The sequence below is a fragment of the Brevundimonas sp. genome (genome assembly GCF_031082345.1).
GTDB lineage: Bacteria > Pseudomonadota > Alphaproteobacteria > Caulobacterales > Caulobacteraceae > Brevundimonas.
The window spans coordinates 1-17,869 of sequence record NZ_JAVHLH010000007.1 but is presented as its reverse complement, the minus strand read 5'-3'; the positions used below and the strand labels follow the sequence as shown (position 1 = coordinate 17,869).

Sequence of the window (17,869 nt, the reverse complement as noted above, 5' to 3'; positions counted from 1 at the left end):
ACGGGTCTTTGACAGCCAGCCGCCGCCGCTTCCGCCGCAGGAACCGGCTCCGTTCCGTCTCCAGGCGAGCCGGGCCGCCGTGCACCAAAGTGTCGGGATGACAGGGTTTGGCGATTTTTCGGCGACCCTGTCGCCTGCGGTGCCCGAGATCGCGACCCCTTGTCATCCCCGAAGCCGCGCAGCGGCTATCGGGGACGGGGTCATGCCAATCCGATCCCTCCCGGAAGGCGCTCGCGCCTGTCCGGGAGCAGGGTTGCTTCAGTCTGGCATTCTCCCGGCTCAGCTCTGCGAGCCGGCCGGGAGACAGGTGTGGCCTGTCCTGGGTCCCGGCTCTCCGCTTCGCTTCGGCCGGGATGACAAGCAGGGCGCATCCAGCCTGCTTGTCAGCCTCAGATTTCCTGGTTGTAGGCGCCGATCTCGGGGTATTTCGCCAGCCGCGGCTTCACCTCGTCGCGGAACAGGGCGCGCATGTCGTCCTCGGACCGCATGCTCTCCACGACAACGACCAGCTCCGGCTTGTTCGACGAGGCCCGAACCAGCACCCACGATCCGTCCTCCAGATGCACCCGCACCCCGTTGACGGTGATGGCCTCGACGATCTTGCGGCCCAGGATCGACCCGCCCGCGTCGGCCAGGGCCTGATACTCGGCCACGATCCGCTCCAGCACTTCGTACTTCAGCTCGTCGTCGCAATGCGGCGACATGGTCAGGCTGGTCCAGGCGTCCGGCAGGGCCCGCTTCAGATCGGAGAGCTTCTTGCCCGGATTGCGGTCCAGCATGGCCAGGATCGCCCCGGCCGCGACGATGCCGTCGTCATAGCCGTGGCCCAGCGGGGCGTTGAAGAAGAAATGGCCGGACTTCTCGAACCCCGCCAGCGCCCCCAGCTCCGCCGTCTTGCGCTTGATGTAGCTGTGGCCGGTCTTCCAGTAGACGGTGGTCGCGCCATTGGCCTTCAGGACCTCATCGGTCTTGTACAGGCCGGTCGATTTCACATCGACGACGAAGGTCGCGTTGGGGTGCAGGGCCGACAGGTCGCGGCCCAGCATCAGGCCGATCTTGTCGGCGAAGATCTCCTCGCCGGTGTCGTCGACCACGCCGCAGCGGTCGCCGTCGCCGTCGAAGCCCAGCGCCACCTCGGCCCCCGTGTCCCGCACCTTCTGCGCCATCTGCATCAGCATGGCGTGGTCCTCGGGGTTCGGATTGTATTTGGGGAAATTGTAGTCGAGCTCGGTGTCCATCTCGATCACCTCGGCCCCCATCCGCCGCAGGGCCTCCGGGGCGAAAGCGCCCGCCGTGCCGTTGCCGCAGGCCGCCACCACCTTGATCGGCCGGCTCAGCTTCGTCTTGGCCACGATGTCGGCGATGTATTTCTCGCGGAAATCCTCGACCCGGATCAGCTTGCCGCCGCCGCGGCCGACGCCCTCGCCCTTCAGCACGATGTCCTTCAGCCTCCCGATCTCGTCGGGGCCGAAGGTCAGGGGCGGCTGGGCCCCCATCTTGACCCCGGTCCAGCCGTTCTCGTTATGGCTGGCCGTGACCATGGCCACGCACGGGCAGTCCAGCTCGAACTGGGCGAAATAGGCCATCGGCGACAGGGCCAGGCCGATGTCGACCACCTCCATCCCGCCTTCCAGCAGGCCGAGGATCAGGGCCTGTTTCACCGTCAGCGAATAGGACCGGTAGTCGTGCCCGACCACGATGCGCGGCCGCTGGCCGATCTCGTGGACATAGGTCGCCAGGCCGAGGCCCAGCGCCTGGATGCCCAGCAGGTTGATCTCCTTCTCGAGGATCCAGCGCGCGTCGTACTCGCGGAACCCCGTCGGCTTCACCAGCGGGATGGTCTCGTAGTCGGCGGTGTTGGGGCGGAGATCGGAACGGGGTTTCAGCATGGATCCTCGACGTTCGGCTGGGAGAAACGGACGGGCCCGGCCACGGCCACGCTTCTAGCCCCCGGTCCCGCCGCGCCGCAACAACGCGTCAGGCCGGGGATCGGTCCCGGGAACCCCGCGCAGGGCGCAAAGCTTGACCCTTCCGGACCCCCGGCCTACCCCCGGATCGACGTCATCGGAGACCTGAATGCCCCGCCTGATCCTGCTGCGCCACGGCCAGAGCCAGTGGAACCTCGAGAACCGCTTCACCGGCTGGGTCGACGTCGACCTGACCGCCGAGGGCGAGGCCCAGGCGCGGCGCGGCGGCGAGCTGATCGCCGGGGCCGGCTTCACCCCGGACGTGATGTTCACCTCGGTCCTCAAGCGGGCGAAGCGCACCGGCGCCCTGGCGCTGGACACGGCCGGGCTGAAGGACGTGCCGGTGGTCGAGGACTGGCGTCTGAACGAGCGCCACTACGGCGGCCTGACCGGGCTCGACAAGGCCGAGACCGCCGCGAAGCACGGCGAGGACCAGGTGAAGATCTGGCGCCGCAGCTACGACGTGCCGCCTCCGCCCCTGCCCGCCGGCGGCGAGTTCGATTTCGCCTCCGACCCCCGCTACGCCGGCCAGCCCATCCCCGACACCGAAAGCCTCAAGATCACCCTGGAGCGGGTGCTGCCCTACTGGAACGAGGCCGTCGCGCCGCGCCTCCAGGCCGGAGAGGACGTGCTGATCACGGCCCACGGCAACTCGCTGCGCGCCATCGTCAAACACCTGTTCGCCGTGCCCGACGACCAGATCGTCGGCGTCGAGATCCCGACCGGCAATCCGCTGGACATTACGCTGGACGGCGATCTGAAGCCGACCGCGGCGCGCTACCTCGACGAGGCCCGGGCGGCCGAACTGCCGCCCCTGCCGAAAGCCTGAACATGACCGACGCGCAGCAGGCCTCCGACGACATCCGCTTCATGGGCCGGGCCATCGCCCTGGCCCGGGCGCAGATGGGCCAGACCTGGCCGAACCCCGCGGTCGCCTGCGTCATCGTCCGCGACGGCGAGATCGTCGCCGAGGCCGCCACGGCCCCGGGCGGCCGGCCCCACGCCGAGGAACAGGCCGTTCCCGCCGCCGGCGACCGGGCCAGGGGCGCGACCGCCTATGTCACCATGGAGCCGTGCGGGGCCCGGTCCTCGGGCCGCACCTCCTGTTCGAACTTCCTGATGGACGCCGGGATCGCCCGGGTCGTGGTCGCCGCCGTCGACCCCTCGCCCTTCGCCTCCGGCCGCGGCGTCGAACGGCTGCGCAAGGCCGGGCTGCAGGTCGAGACCGGCCTGCTCGCCCCCGAGGCGGCGGTCCTGTACGAGGGCTATCTGCATCGGGTCGAGACGGGCCGGCCGATGGTCCGGATCTGCGAGACGGGCGAGGGCTTCGACGCCCGCTTCGCCGCCTCCCCCAAGGCCGACCTGACCACCGAGCTGAAGCGCCTCGGCGAGGCCGGCTACACCCGCGTCTGGGTCAGCCCCGGAGAACTGGCCGACGCCCTTGCGGAGCAAGGTCTTCTGACCCCCTGACCGGCCTCCGAACAGGGTAAACATTTCAGTCTTCCTTAAGCGCTGTTGTGCCATAGCGGGACCATGTCGCGAAACGCCGCCTCCACCGCCGCCAGAAGGCGCATCGACCAGCAGGAGCTGGACGCCATCTGCGCCCGGCACGACCGGCTGTGGCAGGCCAAGCCCGGCGGCGCCCGTGCGGTGTTCGCCTGGCTCGACCTCTCGGGTCTGTCGCTGGCCGGCCGCAACCTGGCCGACGCGGACTTCGCCGCCGCCAACCTGATCGGCGCGGACCTGACCGGCGCCAAGCTGGACAACGCCACCTTCTTCGGGGCGGACATGCAGGACTGCGTGCTGATCGAAGCCAGCATGCGGCGGGCGGACCTGCGCGGCGCCTGCCTGCGCGGCGCGGACCTGACCGGCGCCGATCTGTTCGAGGCCGACCTGCGCGAAGGCGCCATCGCCGCCGCCGACTCCAAGCTCGGCTTCCGCGTCATCGAGGCCAAGCAGCGCAACGACACCCAGGCCACGGGGGCCTGCCTCGCGGGGGCCAACCTCGAACGCTCCAAATTGACCGGCATCGTCGCCGTCGCCGCCGACTTCTCCGACGCCATCATGAAGGACTGCAAGCTGGTTCGGGCCAATCTGAAGCAGGCCAGCTTCAGGGGCGCGGACATGGCGGGCGCCGACCTGTCGGGGGCCGACCTGTCGGGCGCCGATCTCCGCGACGCCGTGCTGGTCGGCGCCAAGATGGCCATGTGGCGGACCGACGGCGCCGACATGACCGGCGCCCTCACCGACAACCGCTCCGCCGGCAGTCCCGTGGACAACATGCCGGCCGCCGAAATGCTGGCCGAGCACGCCCGCTGGTGCGAGACCGGCGGGGCGGCGGGGCAGCCCTCGGTGTTCGACGGCGTGGATCTGCGGGCGCTGCGCTCGATCACCGGCTACAATCTGACGGCCCTGTCGGCCAAGGGCGCGGTCTTCTACGGCCTCGACATGGAGGGCGTGCAGCTCCAGGGCGCGCACCTCGAGGGCGCCGACCTGCGCTCGGTCAACCTCAAGGGCGCCGACCTGCGCGGGGCCCGGCTGGCGCGCGCGCGGCTGAACGGCGCCGACCTGCGCGAGGCCCAGCTCGGACCGCTGATGATCGCCGCCGACCGCCTGCTGCCGGCCGACCTGACCGGCGCCTGCCTGAAAGGCGCGGACCTTTCGGGAGCCGACCTGAAGCGGGCCAATCTCACCGACGCCGACCTGAGCCGCGCCACCCTGCGCGGCGCCTGTCTGCGCCAGGCCGATCTGACCGGCGCCGTCACCACCGGCGCACGCGGCATGGAAATCGACGCCGCCGCCTGACGCGAAAAAGGGGCGACGCGAACGCCGCCCCTTCCAGGGTCTGCAATTCAGGCCCGACCGTTACGCCGCGGCCTTGCCCTTCTTGCCTTCGATCAGCTTCGAACCGCCGCCGATCTCGATGCGGCGGGGCTTCAGCGCCTCCGGAAGCTCGCGCTGCAGATCGATCGACAGCAAGCCGTTGACCAGGTCGGCGCCCTTCACCACCACATAGTCGGCCAGCTGGAAGCGGCGCTCGAAGTCGCGCTCGGCCAGGCCGCGGTGCAGGAAGTTGCGCCCGTCGCCGTCGTCATTGGCGGTCTTGCGCCCGGTGACGGTGAGCAGGTTCTCCTTGACCTCGATGTTCAGCTCGTCCGGCGCGAAGCCGGCGACGGCGATCTCGATGCGGTAGGCGTTCTCGCCCGTGGTCTCGATGTTGTAGGGCGGCCAGCCGTTTTCCTGGCTGGTGCGCGCGGCGCTTTCCAGCAGACCGGCCAGACGGTCGAAGCCGACGGCGGAACGGTAGAGCGGGGTGAAATCATAGGTACGCATGGGTCATCCTCCTGAGGATCAGCAAGGTTGAACCGGTCCCGCGGTTTGAGCCCGGACCGGCGGTGGGAGTTCAGCCCGGTCGGCCCGATGCTCGGCTCCGTCCGGTCTGGAGACCCCGAAATCGGCGGCCTCGAACGGAGATTTGGGATGCCGGAAGACGCCGTCAAGGGGCGCCCGGTCGCATCTTCGGCGCTTCATTCTGTCGCCGGGCGGGCATCGTGACTTGCCCGGCGGGTCCGAAGCCCGCAGGGTTCCGCCACCATCCCCTCCACTGGAGACGCTCCATGCGCCTGCTGGCCCTCGCCCTGACCACCGCGTTCGCCCTTCCGTCGCTCGCCGTCGCCCAGACCCTCCCCGCCATGCCCACGCTTGACGAGACGCCGGGCCAGCGCTCCGCGCGCCGCGCGGCCATGACCCCGCCGGTGCTGCAGGAGGACGGCGCCCTCCAGGCGGCCGTGGCCTCGCCGTCCCGCCCCGCCGCCGATGTGGCGCGCGACGTCTACCGCCGCCCGTTCGAGACCCTGACCTTCTGGGGCCTGACGCCGGGCTCGACGGTGGTCGAGATCGAACCGGGCCGGGCCGGCTGGTGGCGCAACATCCTCGAGCCCTACGCGGCCGCCACCGGGGGGACCTATGTTCCGGTCAACCGGCCGCTGGAGGGCATGGGGGTCGCCGACGGAACCGCGGACATGGTCGTCGTCGCCCGCGCCTTCCACAACTGGCATCGCGCCGGCCGGACGGAGCCCTACCTCGCCGCCTTCTTCAAGGCGCTGAAGCCCGGCGGCGTGCTGGCCGTAGAGCAGCACCGCAGCGTCGACGGCCTGAACCCCGACCAGACCGCCCCGACCGGCTATATGCCGGAAAGCTACGTCATCCGGGCCGCGCTGGCCGCTGGCTTCGATCTGGACGCGCGCAGCGAGTTGAACGCCAATCCGGCCGATGACCGCGACCATCCCTACGGCGTCTGGACCCTGCCGCCGGTTCGCACCAGCGCCCCGCGCGAGGGCAACGCCAACGACCGGCCGACCCCGCTGACGGACGCCGAACGCGCCGCCTTCGACGCCATCGGCGAGAGCGACCGGATGACCCTGCGGTTCCGCAAGCCGGCCTGATGCAGCGGGCGGCGGCAACGGCTTTGACCGGTCATGGGAACAGGGTTAAGGCCTTGGCCGTCGGGACGAACCGTATGGCGGCGGGCGCCTCACGGGGGACGTGAATGGCTAAACGAACAGAGGTCTGGCGACCGTTGACGTCGCGTCGGAACGTGCTTTCCGGCGGCGCCGCCCTGCTTGCCCTGGCCGGCTGCGGCCGGGAGAAGACCGCTGAACCGCCGCCCCAGCCGGATGGCCCGGCCAAGGGGTCGCTGGAGTGGTCCGTCGCCGGTCCCTGGCGCGCCCAGGACCGCGCCCGGGACGCCTGGCGCCATCCGATGGAAACCCTGCGCTTCTTCGGCCTGCAGCCGCGCATGACCGTGGTCGAGTTCTGGCCCGGAAGCGGATGGTGGACGGAGATCCTGGCTCCCTACCTGGCCGAGGGCGGCGGACGCTATATCGCCGCGGGATTCCAGACCGGCCCGGGCGCCGACCCGGCCCAGACCCAGCTCACCGCCGCCTTCCAGAGGCGATTCACAAACGACCGGCGCCTGTACGGCGAAGTCGAACTCTCCGAATTCGGCCCCACCTCCGGGCCCGTCGTCCCCGCGGGCACGGCGGACATGGTCCTGTTCATGCGCAACATCCACGCCTGGATGGCGGCGGGCATCGCCGAGAAGGCCTTCGCCGACGCCTATTCCGCGCTGCGGCCGGGCGGCGTCCTCGGGATCGAACAGCACCGGCTGGGACCGGACAAGGATCAGGATCCGACCGCGGCGAACGGATACGTGCAGGAGGCGTTCGTCAGACAATTGGCCGCCGAGGCCGGCTTCGCCTTCGTCGCCTCTTCGGAAATCAACGCGAATGAAAGGGATACCAAGGATCATCCCTTCGGCGTCGAGACCTTGCCGCCGATGGGACTGACCGCGCCGCGCGGATCGCCGCCGGACCCGACCTTCGACCGGTCGAAATACGACGAGATCGGCGAAAGCGACCGCATGACCTTGAGATTCAGGAAACCCGAGTGAGCCGAGCCGCCGCCTACGCCGCCAACGCCCCCTTGATGGGGGTTCCAGGCGCCTCCGCACCTCCGGGCGGGACCGGCGAGTGGTTCCGTGGGGCCGGCGGCCTGCGCCTGCGCGCGGCCTTCTGGACCCCCTCGACCCTCGTCACCCGCAAGCCGCGCGGCACCGTCATCGTCAGCCCGGGCCGGACCGAGCCGATCGAGAAATATTTCGAGGTGATCGGCAACTTCCTGGCGCGGGGCTGGTGCGTCCTGGCCCACGACTGGCGCGGCCAGGGGCTTTCGGCGCGGCTGTTGCCCGATCGCCTGAAGGGCCATGCCCGCGCGGTCGAGGAATTCCTCGACGACTACGCCCGCCTGCTGGACGCCTATGAAGCCCGCGCGCCCAAGCCGTGGATCATGGTCGGCCATTCGATGGGCGGCGTGTTCAACCTGATGACGCTGCAGGCAGGCGACGAAAGATTTTCCGGCGCGATCCTGACCAGCCCGATGCTGCGCATCAGGACCGGCAAGCGGTCGATGTGGTCGGTCAAGCTGGCCGTCCGCTGGAACCTGCGCCACGGCAAGGCCGGCGACTATGTGCTCGACAATCCGGACGATCCCTTCGACCACACCTTCGAGAAGGACGCCCTGACCACGGATGAGAGCCGCTACGAACAGTGGCGCCAGCAGCTGTACGCCTGCCCGCATCTCGCCGTCGGCGGACCCACCTGGGGCTGGCTGGCGGTGGCGCTGGACGCCGGAGAGCGGTCGCTCAAGCCCAAGGCCCTGAAGTCGGTCCGCGTGCCCGTCGCCATCGTGCAGGCGGCCGAGGACGACCGGATCTGGAAACAGACCAACAAATGGGCCGCTCGGCGACTCGGCCGCGGCCGCTATGTCGAGATCCCGGGGGCGAAGCACGAGGTCATCATGGAGACCGACGAGAAGCGCGCGGTCTTCCTGGACGAGTTCGACGCCATGGGCGCCTATATCTCGCCGGTCGAGGATCTGTCGCCCATCCCCGGCCCTCCGGTCGAGCGCGAACCCACCGAAGCCGCCTAGATCGCCGCCCGGCGAAGCGCGACCAGCGCCTGGTCCCGCAGGCGCGCGTCACCCACCGCCAGGATCTGGCCGCCGCCGTCCGGCGCCTCGCCGCGCCAGTTGGTGACCTCGCCGCCCGCCGCCTCGATCACCGGAACCAGCGCCGACCAGTCCCAGACCTGCAGCGCGCTCTCGGCCACCAGGTCGATCCGGCCGGCGGCCAGCATGGCGTAGGCGTAGGCGTCGCAGCCCAGCCGGGCGAGCCGGGCGGCGGCCCGCACCTGGGTCCAGGCGCCCAGTTCGGCGCCGCTGAACAGGTCGGGATCGGTGGTGGCGACCAGGGCTTCGTTCAGCCGGGCGCAGGCGCGCACCGCCAGCGGCGTCTCCGCCCCGGCCCTCAGCAGGCGCGCGCCGGACGGACCGCCCAGGAAGATCTCGTCCAGATACGGCTGGCCGATCACGCCGACGGTCGGTCGGCCGTCCGTCCTGAGGGCGATCAGATTGGTCCACAGCGGCAGGCCGGCGATGAAGGCCCGCGTGCCGTCGATCGGGTCGAGGATCCAGACATGGTCGGCGTCCGGCCGATCCTCGCCGTACTCCTCGCCGATGACGCCGTGCGCGGGATAGCGGTCGGCGATCAGACGCCGGATCGCCGTCTCGGCCTCGCGGTCGGCCTGGGTCACCGGATCAAAGCCGGCGGCGCCGCCCTTGTCCGTCTCCTCGCAGGCCTGCCGGAAATACGGCAGGGACACGCGGGCGGCCTCACGGGCCAGTTCGACGGCGAACGCTTCATACTCGGTCATGCAGGCGGGATACTCACGCCCCGCCCTCATGTCACCGTATCATTGCGCCGCAAGGTCAGGCGGCCTCGCCCTCGGCATGGAGCGACTTGGCGAGGTCGAGCAGGCGGCGGCGCGGGCGTTCCCCGAGCTGGTAGTAGGCCTGGATCAGGTCGAGCGTTTCCTTGCGGGAAAACATCTCCCCGCCCTGGTTGGCCGCCTCCTGCCGCTCGATGGCCTCTTCGAGACCGTCGTAGAAATAGCTGACCGGCGATTCCAGCGCCTCGGCCAGTTGCCACAGGCGGGCGGCCGAGATGCGATTGGCGCCGCACTCGTATTTCTGGATCTGCTGGAAGCGAATGCCGACCTGGGTGGCCAGCTGCTGTTGCGTCAGGCCCAGCAGACGCCGCCGGCGGCGCAGGCGGCGTCCGAGGTGAAGGTCGATGTCGGTGGCCATGGCCCCAATTCCCCTTGTTCCCAGCCTGTCCCGAAGCGGGACGGCTCGCCCTTCCGGGGGCAAGGGCCGTGCCGCCTTCCCGCAGGAGGGGAGAACCGGTGAACAGGGTTCTTCCGGCTCGCCGCAACCGTTGAGCTTCCGGCGCATTAAACGGCCATCGACCAACGCTGGAAGGAGCGGACTATGAGTGGGTTTGGATGGATTGCGTGGATTGTCATCGGCATTATCGCCGGCTGGCTGGCTGAACAGATCATGGGGCGGAACCACGGTCTCCTGACCAATCTGATCGTCGGCATCGTCGGCGCCCTGATCGGCGGCTTCCTGTACAATACCCTCCTGGGGGGAGATGCCTCTGGAAGCTGGATTATCGGCATCATCGTCGCCACGCTCGGCGCGATCATCCTGCTGTTCCTGCTGGGGCTGGTGAAGCGGCGGGCCTGACGGCCAGCCTCTTCAGGCAATCAAAAAAGGGCGGCTCCTCGCGGAGCCGCCCTCTCTTTTGCGCGTCAGACGATCAGCCGTTCGGCTTGCCGGGAGCATCGCCCGGACCTTCGCCCGGCTTCGGCGAGGCCGGAGACTCGGGCGGCAGCGTCGGGGGCGACGGTTCCGGCGGACTCGCCGGCTCAGCAGGGGTGGCCGGTTCGGCCGGAGTCACGCCCGGCTGGGCCGGGGTCGCCGGAACGGCGGGCGTGGCCGGAGTGGCGCCGCGGACTTCGCCCTCGCCGGCTTCCGTGCCGTCGTCCACGTCGCCGTCGTCTTCCTCTTCGCTGCGGACGCCCGGGACGGCGGGGGTCGCCGGGGTCGCGGGAGTCACGCCGGGTTCAGCCGGCGTGGCGGGAACGGCCGGCTGGGTCACCGTGTCGGCGGAGCCGAACTGTTCTAGGGTGAAGTCGACGACGACGACGTCACCCTCCTGGCGGATGCCGTCGATCGGCACGGCGCGCACCGTCCCGTCGGCGCCCTGCACCGTCAGCTGCTGATTGCCGCCGTTCGTCCGGGCGCCGACGAGGACCCCGAGGTCGCCGTCGCTCCCGCGCACGGTCATGCCGGGCTGAAGCGTGAGGGTGGGGGCTTGGGTCGCCTGCTCCGGCGGGGTGGCGGGAGGCGTAGTCTGCGGGGCCGTGCCGTCCTGGGCGATCGCGGGAGCGGTCATGAGGAACAGGCCGGCGACCCCGGTCAGGAGCGCGGTCTTTCGCATGATGGTCAGCCTTGCGTTAAGCGAGCGGAACGGCTCGCACCGCAAGGCAAACCGCGCCCCCGCGGGGATTGTTTCTCTCGCCCCGAAATGACCCCGCCAGCGCCCGGATTGGCCGAAACCGCTCCAATTCCGCCCGTTTGTCAGTCCTCGCGGACGCGCTTCTTGCGGAACGACGGGTTCAGCACCTGCTTGCGCAGCCGGATCGATTTCGGCGTCACCTCGACCAGCTCGTCTTCCTCGATGTAGGCGATCGCCTGTTCGAGCGAGGGGCGGCGGGGCGGGGTCAGGCGAACGGCCTCATCCTTGCCCGAGGCGCGGATGTTGTTCAGCTGCTTGGCCTTCATCGGATTGACGTCGAGGTCGTCCCAGCGGGCGTTCTCGCCGATGATCATGCCCTGGTAGGTCTTCTCGCCGGCGCCGACGAACATGACGCCGCGCTCCTCGAGGTTCCACAGGGCGAAGGCGGCGGTCTCGCCGTCGCCGTTGGAGACCAGCACGCCCTTCAGACGGCCCTCGATGGCGCCCTTGTGCGGCTCATAGTGGCTGAACACGCGGTTCAGCACGCCCGAGCCGCGGGTGTCGGTCAGGAATTCGCCCTGGTAGCCGATCAGCGAGCGCGACGGCGACTTCAGCGTCAGGCGCGTCTTGCCGGCGCCCGACGGGCCCATGTCCTTCAGCTCGGCCTTGCGGGCCGACAGCTTCTCGATGACCACGCCGGTGTATTCGTCGTCGACGTCGATGACGACGTCCTCGATCGGCTCCAGCCGCTCGCCGTTCTCGCCGGTCTGATAGACCACGCGCGGACGGCTGATCGACAGCTCGAAGCCCTCGCGGCGCATGTTCTCGATCAGCACGCCCAGCTGCAGTTCGCCGCGGCCGGCGACCTCGAAGGCGTCCTTGCCGCCGGTCTCGGTGACGCGGATGGCGACATTGGCCTCGGCCTCCTTCAACAGACGATCGCGGATGACGCGCGACTGCACCTTGTCGCCTTCGCGGCCGGCCAGCGGGCTGTCGTTGACCGAGACGGTCATGGAGATGGTCGGGGGATCGATGGGTTGCGCGGGAAGCGCCTCGGTGACTTCAAGCGCGCACAGGGTGTCGGCCACAGTGGCCTTGGACATGCCGGCGATGGCGACGATGTCGCCCGCCTCCGACTCGTCCACCGGCTGGCGCTTCAGGCCGCGGAAGGCCAGCACCTTGGTGATGCGGCCCTGTTCGATGGTCTTGCCGTCGCGCGACAGGGCCTTGATGGCCATGCCCGGAACGGCCTTGCCGCTCTCGATCCGGCCGGTCAGCAGACGGCCGAGGAAGGGATCGCTCTCGATCAGCACGTTCAGGATCTGGAACGGCTTGTCCTTGTTCTCGACGACCTTGGGCGGCGGCACATGGTCGACGATCAGGTCGAACAGCGGGGACAGGTTGTCGGACGGCTGGTTCAGGTCCAGCGTCGCCCAGCCGGCCCGGCCCGAGGCGTAGATGTGCGGGAAGTCCAGCTGCTCGTCGGTCGCGCCGATGGCGGCGAACAGGTCGAAGGCGGCGTTATGGACCTTGTCCGGATCGGCGTGGGCGCGGTCGACCTTGTTGATGCAAAGGATCGGCTTCAGGCCCATCTTCAGCGCCTTGGTCAGCACGAATTTGGTCTGCGGCATGACGCCTTCCTCGGCGTCGACCAGCAGGACGCAGCCGTCCACCATGCCGAGGATCCGCTCGACCTCGCCGCCGAAGTCGGCGTGGCCGGGGGTGTCGATGATGTTGATGCGGGTCTCGCCCGCCTTGCCGTTCCACAGCACCGAGGTGCATTTGGCCAGGATGGTGATGCCGCGCTCGCGCTCCTGGTCGTTGGAGTCCATGGCGCGCTCGGTCGTCGCCTCATTGGCTCGGAATACGCCCGACTGGGCCAGAAGCTGGTCCACCAGGGTGGTCTTGCCGTGGTCGACGTGGGCGATGATGGCGACGTTGCGCAGATTCATTTGACTATCAGACGTGCAGGGCGGCCGGCGAGTGCGGGCCGCTGGATTTTGGCGACGGTGCGGGGAGCGCGCGCCTCTTACAGGGGCGAACGGCGAAACGCCAGTGCGCGGCGAGCACGCACTGGCGTAACGAAGGGTGTTATGCCCCGGAAAAGCGGCGGGGCGAGGGCAGGATCAGACCCTGGCGGACCGGCTCCTCACCCAGGCGTACAGGGCCAGCGTCAGGACCACGAAGACCGCGATCCCCGCCGTCATGGCCGGCCAGGTCGAGCCCTCGGGCAGCATGGCGAAGGGCGCGTCGTTGCGGGTGCCGACGATCACGCCCGCGGTCATGACCAGGAACAGGCTCTCGCCGACGATCAGGCCGGAGGCCAGCAGCACCCCCATGCGGCGGCCGACATCGGCGAACCGGGTGGTCTTGATCGCCTTGTCATAGATCCAGCCGCAGACCGCCCCGACCACCAGCATGGTGGTGACCGCGGCCGGCAGGTAGAAGCCGATGCCCACGGCCAGCGGCGGCAGTTTCATCTTCCCCCGGGTCGCACGGCTGAGGACGACATCCAGCAGGATGACGACCACGCCGATCACGGCGCCCAGACCGATCAGGTCCCAGCGCAGGTCGCCGCCGATGACACCCCGGGCGAGGGCCGAAATCAGGGTCGCCTGCGGCGCGGCCAGCGGTTCGTCGGCAATGCCGGCCGGACCGCCCGCGAAGCCGAAGGCCGTGTTCAGCAGATTCAGGATCAGCGGGATGACGAGGGCGCCGGCGAAAACCCCGACGATCAGGGCCGTCTGTTGACGCCACGGAGTCGCCGCGACCAGCTGGCCGGTCTTCAGGTCCTGGAGGTTGTCGTTGGCGATGACCGCCACGGCGAAGACGATCGCCGTCACGATCAGGGCGAAGGCGATCACCGACGGGTCGGCCGGCAGGCCCGCCAGCGCCAGCACGCCCAGCATCAGCACCGAGGCGATGACGATGGCCAGGATGCCGACCCCGGACACCGGGCTGTTCGACGATCCGATCAGGCCGGCCATATAGCCGCAGATGGCGGCCACGGCGAAGCCGATGAAGATGACATAGATCAGTCCGCCGCCGACCAGCAGGGCCGTCGAACCCGCCAGGGTCGGATTGCCCTGGGCCAGCCAGGCCAGAAGCCCGCCGATGCCGACCAGACAGACGACCGACAGACCGGCGACGATATTGATCGGAATGTCCTGTTCGGTCCGGTCCAGAACCTCGCCGCCCTGACGGCGGCGGTTGGCGGCCAGGGCCGAGGTCAGGCCGGTGATCAGAGGCCCCGCCAGTTTGATCAGGGTCCAGATGGCGGCCACGCCGATGACGCCGGCGCCCATGAGGCGCACTTCCTCGCCCCAGACCGTCCCGGCCAGCTCTTCGGCGGGAGCGCCCGCGGGCAGGCCGGCGGCGATCGAGGGAATGCCGTTGGCCGTCATCCAGGCGATGGTGTCGGGCGCGGTCAGGATCGGCACCGCAATCCCCCAGGCCAGGATCAGGCCGAACAGCTGGGCCAGGCCGACGGCCAGGCCGATCAGATGGCCGGCGCCCAGCAGCGCGAACTGCATGCTGAAGCCCATGCCCGTGGCCCCGCCGCCCAGCGTCGCCGGCAGTTTGATGAACCGCGCCGCCTCGCCCGCGAACACCCGCCCGGCGACCAGCAGGGCATAGCCCGCCGACACCACCGCTCCGGTGATCACGACCCACAGCCCGGACGCGTTCTCGCGCACGGCGCTTTCGGTTTGTTCCGCGCCCCGCGAGCCGACGGTCAGCACCTCGGCCGCCGCGACTCCCTCGGGATAGGGCAGGTTCGCCTCGACCACGAGGGCGCGACGAAGAGGAATGGAGAAGGTCACGCCCAGCACGCCGCCGAAGACGCAAATCAGCACGGACTCCCAGAACGGGAACTCCAGCCACCAGCCGACCATGACGAGGCCGGGCAGGACGAAGATGATCGAACTCATCGCCCCGCCGACCGAGGCGACGGTCTGGACCGTCATATTCTCCCAGATGGTCGAGTCCTTGAACATCCGCAGGATGGCCATGGAGATGACCGCCGCCGGAATGGCCGAGGCGAAGGTCAGGCCGACCTTGAGGCCGAGATAGGTGTTGGCGGCGGTGAACACGACCGCCAGCAGACAGCCCAGCACCAGGGCGCGCAGCGTCAGTTCGATGCGCTTGCCGGTCGTCGGCGGCGCCTTTGCGGCAGTGTCGGTCACGTGAGGCCCTCTCCCTTGTTGCGACGGAGGTAAGCCGAGAACCGCGCGCCGGGCAATCGTCCTGTTGACGGACGAACCGGCAGCCGCGCCGACGGGACCTTTCCGCCCCGATCCACAGCGGCTATCGCTTCGCCATGCCCGAACTTCCCGAGGTCGAGACCGTCCGCCGCGGCCTGCAGCCGGTCCTCGAGGGCGCGCGCCTCGGCCGGGTTCGCCAGAACCGGCCCGACCTGCGCTTCCCCTTCCCCGAACGGTTCACGGAACGGCTCGAGGGGGCGACGGTCCAGCGCATCGACCGCCGCGCCAAATACCTGCTCATGCCGCTGTCGACCGGCGAGACCTGGGTGACCCATCTCGGAATGACCGGCCGCTTCACCCTCGACGGCGAACAACTGGGCGAGTTCGAGGAGGCGGCGCCCATCGCCGGCAAGCACGAACACGTCAGCCTGTGCGCGGTTCGCGGATCCTCGACGACGCGCCTCGGTTTCGCCGACGCCCGCCGCTTCGGCTTCATGGGCCTGATCCCCTCGGCGGAGATCGAGGCGCATCCATGGTTCGCCGCCCTGGGTCCCGAACCGCTCGGCAACGGCTTTTCCGGCGCTCACCTGGCCGAGGCCTTCGCGGGGAAGAAGCAGTCGATCAAGGTCAGTCTGCTGGACCAGCGCATCGTCGCCGGCCTCGGCAACATCTATGTCTGCGAGGCCCTGTACCGCGCCTGCATCTCGCCGCTCGTCGCCGCCGGCAAGGTGTCGAGGCCCCGTCTGGAGACGCTCGCCGCCGTCGTCCGCGACGTCCTCAACGACGCCATCGCGGCGGGCGGCTCGACCCTGCGCGACTTCGCCAATGCGGAGGGCGGGCAGGGCTATTTCCAGCACCGCTTCGACGTCTACGGCCGGGAGGGAAAACCCTGCGCCGGCGAGGGCTGCACGGGCGTGGTCAGACGCGTCGTCCAGGGCGGGCGCTCGACCTTCTTCTGTCCCGCCTGCCAGAAACGCTGACGCCATGACCCACCGCATCATCCTGTTTCGCGGCATGAACACCGGCGGCGTGCGCGCCCCCGTGGCCGATCAGCGCGCCATGGCCGAGGCGATGGGGCTGAAGAATCCCCGCACGCTTCTGGCCAGCGGCAATCTCGTGGTTGAGAGCGACAAGGCGACCGCCGCGCTCGAACGCGAGATCGAGGCGGAGATGGAGCGCCGCTTCGGCCTCGGGATCGCCGCCATGGTCCGCACGCCGGAACAGTGGGCAAGGCTGGTCGCCGCCAACCCCTTCCCGGACGAAGCGGCCGCCCACCCGTCCAGGGTTCTGGCCATGGTCATGAAGGACGGGATCAGAGACGGCGCGCTGGACGCCTGCCGCGACCTCGCCGCGGGCGGTGAGCGGGTCGAGGCGGTCGGCGACGTGCTCTATTTCTGGTTTCCCGAGGGCCAGGGCCAGTCGGGCGTCTTCAAGAAGGCCACGCCGCGCCTGCTGGGCATGGGCACGGGCCGCAACTGGAACACGGTGCTGAAGCTCGGCGAGATGGTCGGCCTTTCGCCGCCGTGACGGGATCGGTATGCAGTCCGCAGACGAGGAGCAACCCATGACCGACAGCTATTCCACCCTGCTCATCGAGCGCCACGCCGACGGCTATGCGGTGGTGACCCTGAACCGCCCCGAGGCGCTGAACGCGCTGAACTCGGCCCTGTTCAGGGACCTGTCGGACTTCCTCGACGCGGTCGAGCACGATGACAGCGTGCGCTGCCTGATCCTGACCGGCTCGGGCGACAAGGCCTTCGCCGCCGGCGCCGACATCAAGGAGATGTCGGACCAGTCCTACGCCGACATGTACAAGGCCAATTTCTTTTCGCTCGGCCACGACCGCATCACCCGCTTCCGCAAGCCGATCATCGCCGCGGTCAACGGCTTCGCCCTGGGCGGCGGCTGCGAACTGGCCATGCTGTGCGACTTCATCGTCGCCAGTGAGAAGGCGAAATTCGGCCAGCCCGAGATCAACCTCGGCGTCGCTCCCGGCATCGGCGGCTCGCAGCGCCTGACCCGGCTGGTCGGCAAGTCGAAGGCCATGGACATGGTGCTGACCGCCCGGATGATGGACGCCGCCGAGGCCGAACGCGCCGGCCTCGCCGCCCGCGTCGTCCCGCACGAGACCCTGCTGGACGAGGTCCGCAAGATCGCCGCGAAGATCGCCTCCCAGAGCCCGCTGGCCGTCATGGCCAACAAGGAGATGGTCAACGCCGCCCTCGAGACGACCCTGACCCAGGGCGTCCAGTTCGAGCGCCGCCTGTTCCACTCCCTGTTCGCCTTCGAGGACCAGAAGGAGGGCATGGCGGCCTTCGTCGAAAAGCGGAAGCCGGTGTTCACGGGGCGCTGAGACTCGCCTTGATCGCCCCGGCCTCAAGCAGCCCGAAAGGCGGTAGGCCAAAAGGAGTCCGGAGCGGCTTGCCGCGATGGGCCCTTTCCGCTATAGCCGCGCGCTCTTGAGATTTTCGCGCCGTGGACGTGTGCTCCGCGGCGTTTTCCGTTCGAAGGTTTGACTGATGGCCAACAACCCCGGCGCCAAGAAAGCGATCCGCAAGATCGCGGCCCGCACCGAAGTGAACAAGTCGCGCCGCACGCGCGTCCGCTCCTTCCTGCGCAAGTTCCAGGAAGCCGTGACGGGCGGCGACGCCGGCGCCGCCAAGGCGGCCTTCATCGAGGCGCAATCCGAACTGATGCGCGCCGTCACCAAGGGCGTCGTTCACAAGAACACGGGCTCGCGCAAGGTGTCCCGCCTAGCGGCCCAACTGAAGAAAATGTCG

General features: G+C 69.4%; 18 protein-coding genes. 11 read left to right on the top strand and 7 right to left on the bottom strand.

What is annotated here, in order from left to right; translation table 11 throughout:
• Positions 1-389 precede the first annotated feature (389 nt).
• Positions 390-1,889, bottom strand: coding sequence for a phosphomannomutase/phosphoglucomutase (locus RDU12_RS01050; protein WP_300292885.1), 1,500 nt, complete (start codon positions 1,887-1,889; stop codon positions 390-392).
• 187 nt (positions 1,890-2,076) lie between these two features.
• On the opposite strand from RDU12_RS01050, the gene gpmA reads away from it, so the two are divergent.
• From gpmA to RDU12_RS01035, 3 genes are all read left to right on the top strand, one after another.
• Entirely contained in the window at positions 2,077-2,796 is a 720-nt protein-coding gene (gpmA, locus tag RDU12_RS01045; protein ID WP_300292884.1) for a 2,3-diphosphoglycerate-dependent phosphoglycerate mutase, read from the top strand.
• 2 nt (positions 2,797-2,798) lie between these two features.
• On the top strand, positions 2,799-3,437 hold the full coding sequence (locus tag RDU12_RS01040; RefSeq protein WP_308683972.1) for a bifunctional diaminohydroxyphosphoribosylaminopyrimidine deaminase/5-amino-6-(5-phosphoribosylamino)uracil reductase RibD: 639 nt from the start codon (positions 2,799-2,801) through the stop codon (positions 3,435-3,437).
• A gap of 63 nt (positions 3,438-3,500) precedes the next feature.
• Complete coding sequence (locus RDU12_RS01035) at positions 3,501-4,772, top strand: pentapeptide repeat-containing protein (RefSeq protein WP_308683971.1); 1,272 nt, start codon at positions 3,501-3,503, stop codon at positions 4,770-4,772.
• Between the two features lie 60 nt (positions 4,773-4,832).
• Here RDU12_RS01035 and RDU12_RS01030 read toward each other — a convergent pair whose 3' ends face one another.
• Entirely contained in the window at positions 4,833-5,300 is a 468-nt protein-coding gene (locus RDU12_RS01030) for an Hsp20 family protein (RefSeq protein ID WP_300292133.1), read from the bottom strand.
• Positions 5,301-5,584: 284 nt separating this feature from the next.
• Here RDU12_RS01030 and RDU12_RS01025 point away from each other — a divergent pair, with 284 nt between their 5' ends.
• From RDU12_RS01025 to RDU12_RS01015, 3 genes are all read left to right on the top strand, one after another.
• Positions 5,585-6,412 (top strand): class I SAM-dependent methyltransferase, encoded by an 828-nt coding sequence (locus tag RDU12_RS01025; protein WP_300292136.1) that lies wholly within the window; start codon positions 5,585-5,587, stop codon positions 6,410-6,412.
• A gap of 104 nt (positions 6,413-6,516) precedes the next feature.
• Positions 6,517-7,419 (top strand): class I SAM-dependent methyltransferase, encoded by a 903-nt coding sequence (locus RDU12_RS01020; protein ID WP_300292138.1) that lies wholly within the window; start codon positions 6,517-6,519, stop codon positions 7,417-7,419.
• The gene (locus tag RDU12_RS01015; RefSeq protein WP_300292141.1) at positions 7,416-8,456 is read left to right on the top strand and encodes an alpha/beta fold hydrolase; all 1,041 of its coding nucleotides are present in this window, start codon (positions 7,416-7,418) and stop codon (positions 8,454-8,456) included. Before RDU12_RS01020 ends, RDU12_RS01015 begins: the two co-directional genes overlap by 4 nt.
• Here RDU12_RS01015 and hisN read toward each other — a convergent pair.
• Together hisN and RDU12_RS01005 are read right to left on the bottom strand one after the other, a co-directional pair.
• Positions 8,453-9,238 carry a histidinol-phosphatase gene (gene hisN, locus RDU12_RS01010; RefSeq protein ID WP_308683970.1) on the bottom strand — a complete coding sequence of 262 codons (786 nt, stop codon included), beginning with the start codon at positions 9,236-9,238 and terminating at the stop codon, positions 8,453-8,455. The genes RDU12_RS01015 and hisN overlap by 4 nt on opposite strands.
• 55 nt (positions 9,239-9,293) lie before the next feature.
• Complete coding sequence (locus RDU12_RS01005; protein ID WP_183253981.1) at positions 9,294-9,680, bottom strand: helix-turn-helix domain-containing protein; 387 nt, start codon at positions 9,678-9,680, stop codon at positions 9,294-9,296.
• Between the two features lie 174 nt (positions 9,681-9,854).
• On the opposite strand from RDU12_RS01005, the gene RDU12_RS01000 reads away from it, so the two are divergent.
• Positions 9,855-10,112 (top strand): GlsB/YeaQ/YmgE family stress response membrane protein, encoded by a 258-nt coding sequence (locus RDU12_RS01000; protein ID WP_300293432.1) that lies wholly within the window; start codon positions 9,855-9,857, stop codon positions 10,110-10,112.
• A gap of 73 nt (positions 10,113-10,185) precedes the next feature.
• Here RDU12_RS01000 and RDU12_RS00995 read toward each other — a convergent pair whose 3' ends face one another.
• From RDU12_RS00995 to RDU12_RS00985, 3 genes are all read right to left on the bottom strand, one after another.
• Positions 10,186-10,869: a hypothetical protein gene (locus tag RDU12_RS00995; RefSeq protein ID WP_308683969.1), complete on the bottom strand. Its 684-nt coding sequence runs from the start codon at positions 10,867-10,869 to the stop codon at positions 10,186-10,188.
• Between the two features lie 140 nt (positions 10,870-11,009).
• Positions 11,010-12,839 carry a translational GTPase TypA gene (gene typA, locus RDU12_RS00990; protein ID WP_300289639.1) on the bottom strand — a complete coding sequence of 610 codons (1,830 nt, stop codon included), beginning with the start codon at positions 12,837-12,839 and terminating at the stop codon, positions 11,010-11,012.
• A gap of 174 nt (positions 12,840-13,013) precedes the next feature.
• Positions 13,014-15,071 (bottom strand): OPT family oligopeptide transporter, encoded by a 2,058-nt coding sequence (locus tag RDU12_RS00985; RefSeq protein WP_300289638.1) that lies wholly within the window; start codon positions 15,069-15,071, stop codon positions 13,014-13,016.
• Between the two features lie 134 nt (positions 15,072-15,205).
• Between RDU12_RS00985 and mutM the strand changes: the two genes are divergently transcribed.
• From mutM to rpsT, 4 genes are all read left to right on the top strand, one after another.
• Positions 15,206-16,069, top strand: coding sequence for a bifunctional DNA-formamidopyrimidine glycosylase/DNA-(apurinic or apyrimidinic site) lyase (mutM, locus tag RDU12_RS00980; protein WP_300289637.1), 864 nt, complete (start codon positions 15,206-15,208; stop codon positions 16,067-16,069).
• A 4-nt stretch (positions 16,070-16,073) separates the two neighbouring features.
• Positions 16,074-16,616 carry a DUF1697 domain-containing protein gene (locus tag RDU12_RS00975; RefSeq protein WP_300289636.1) on the top strand — a complete coding sequence of 181 codons (543 nt, stop codon included), beginning with the start codon at positions 16,074-16,076 and terminating at the stop codon, positions 16,614-16,616.
• A 37-nt stretch (positions 16,617-16,653) separates the two neighbouring features.
• A complete protein-coding gene (locus RDU12_RS00970) occupies positions 16,654-17,442 on the top strand; it encodes an enoyl-CoA hydratase-related protein (protein WP_300289635.1) in 789 nt (262 codons plus the stop codon).
• 166 nt (positions 17,443-17,608) lie between these two features.
• A partial coding sequence (gene rpsT / locus RDU12_RS00965; protein WP_308683968.1) for a 30S ribosomal protein S20 occupies positions 17,609-17,869 on the top strand: 261 nt, incomplete at its 3' end.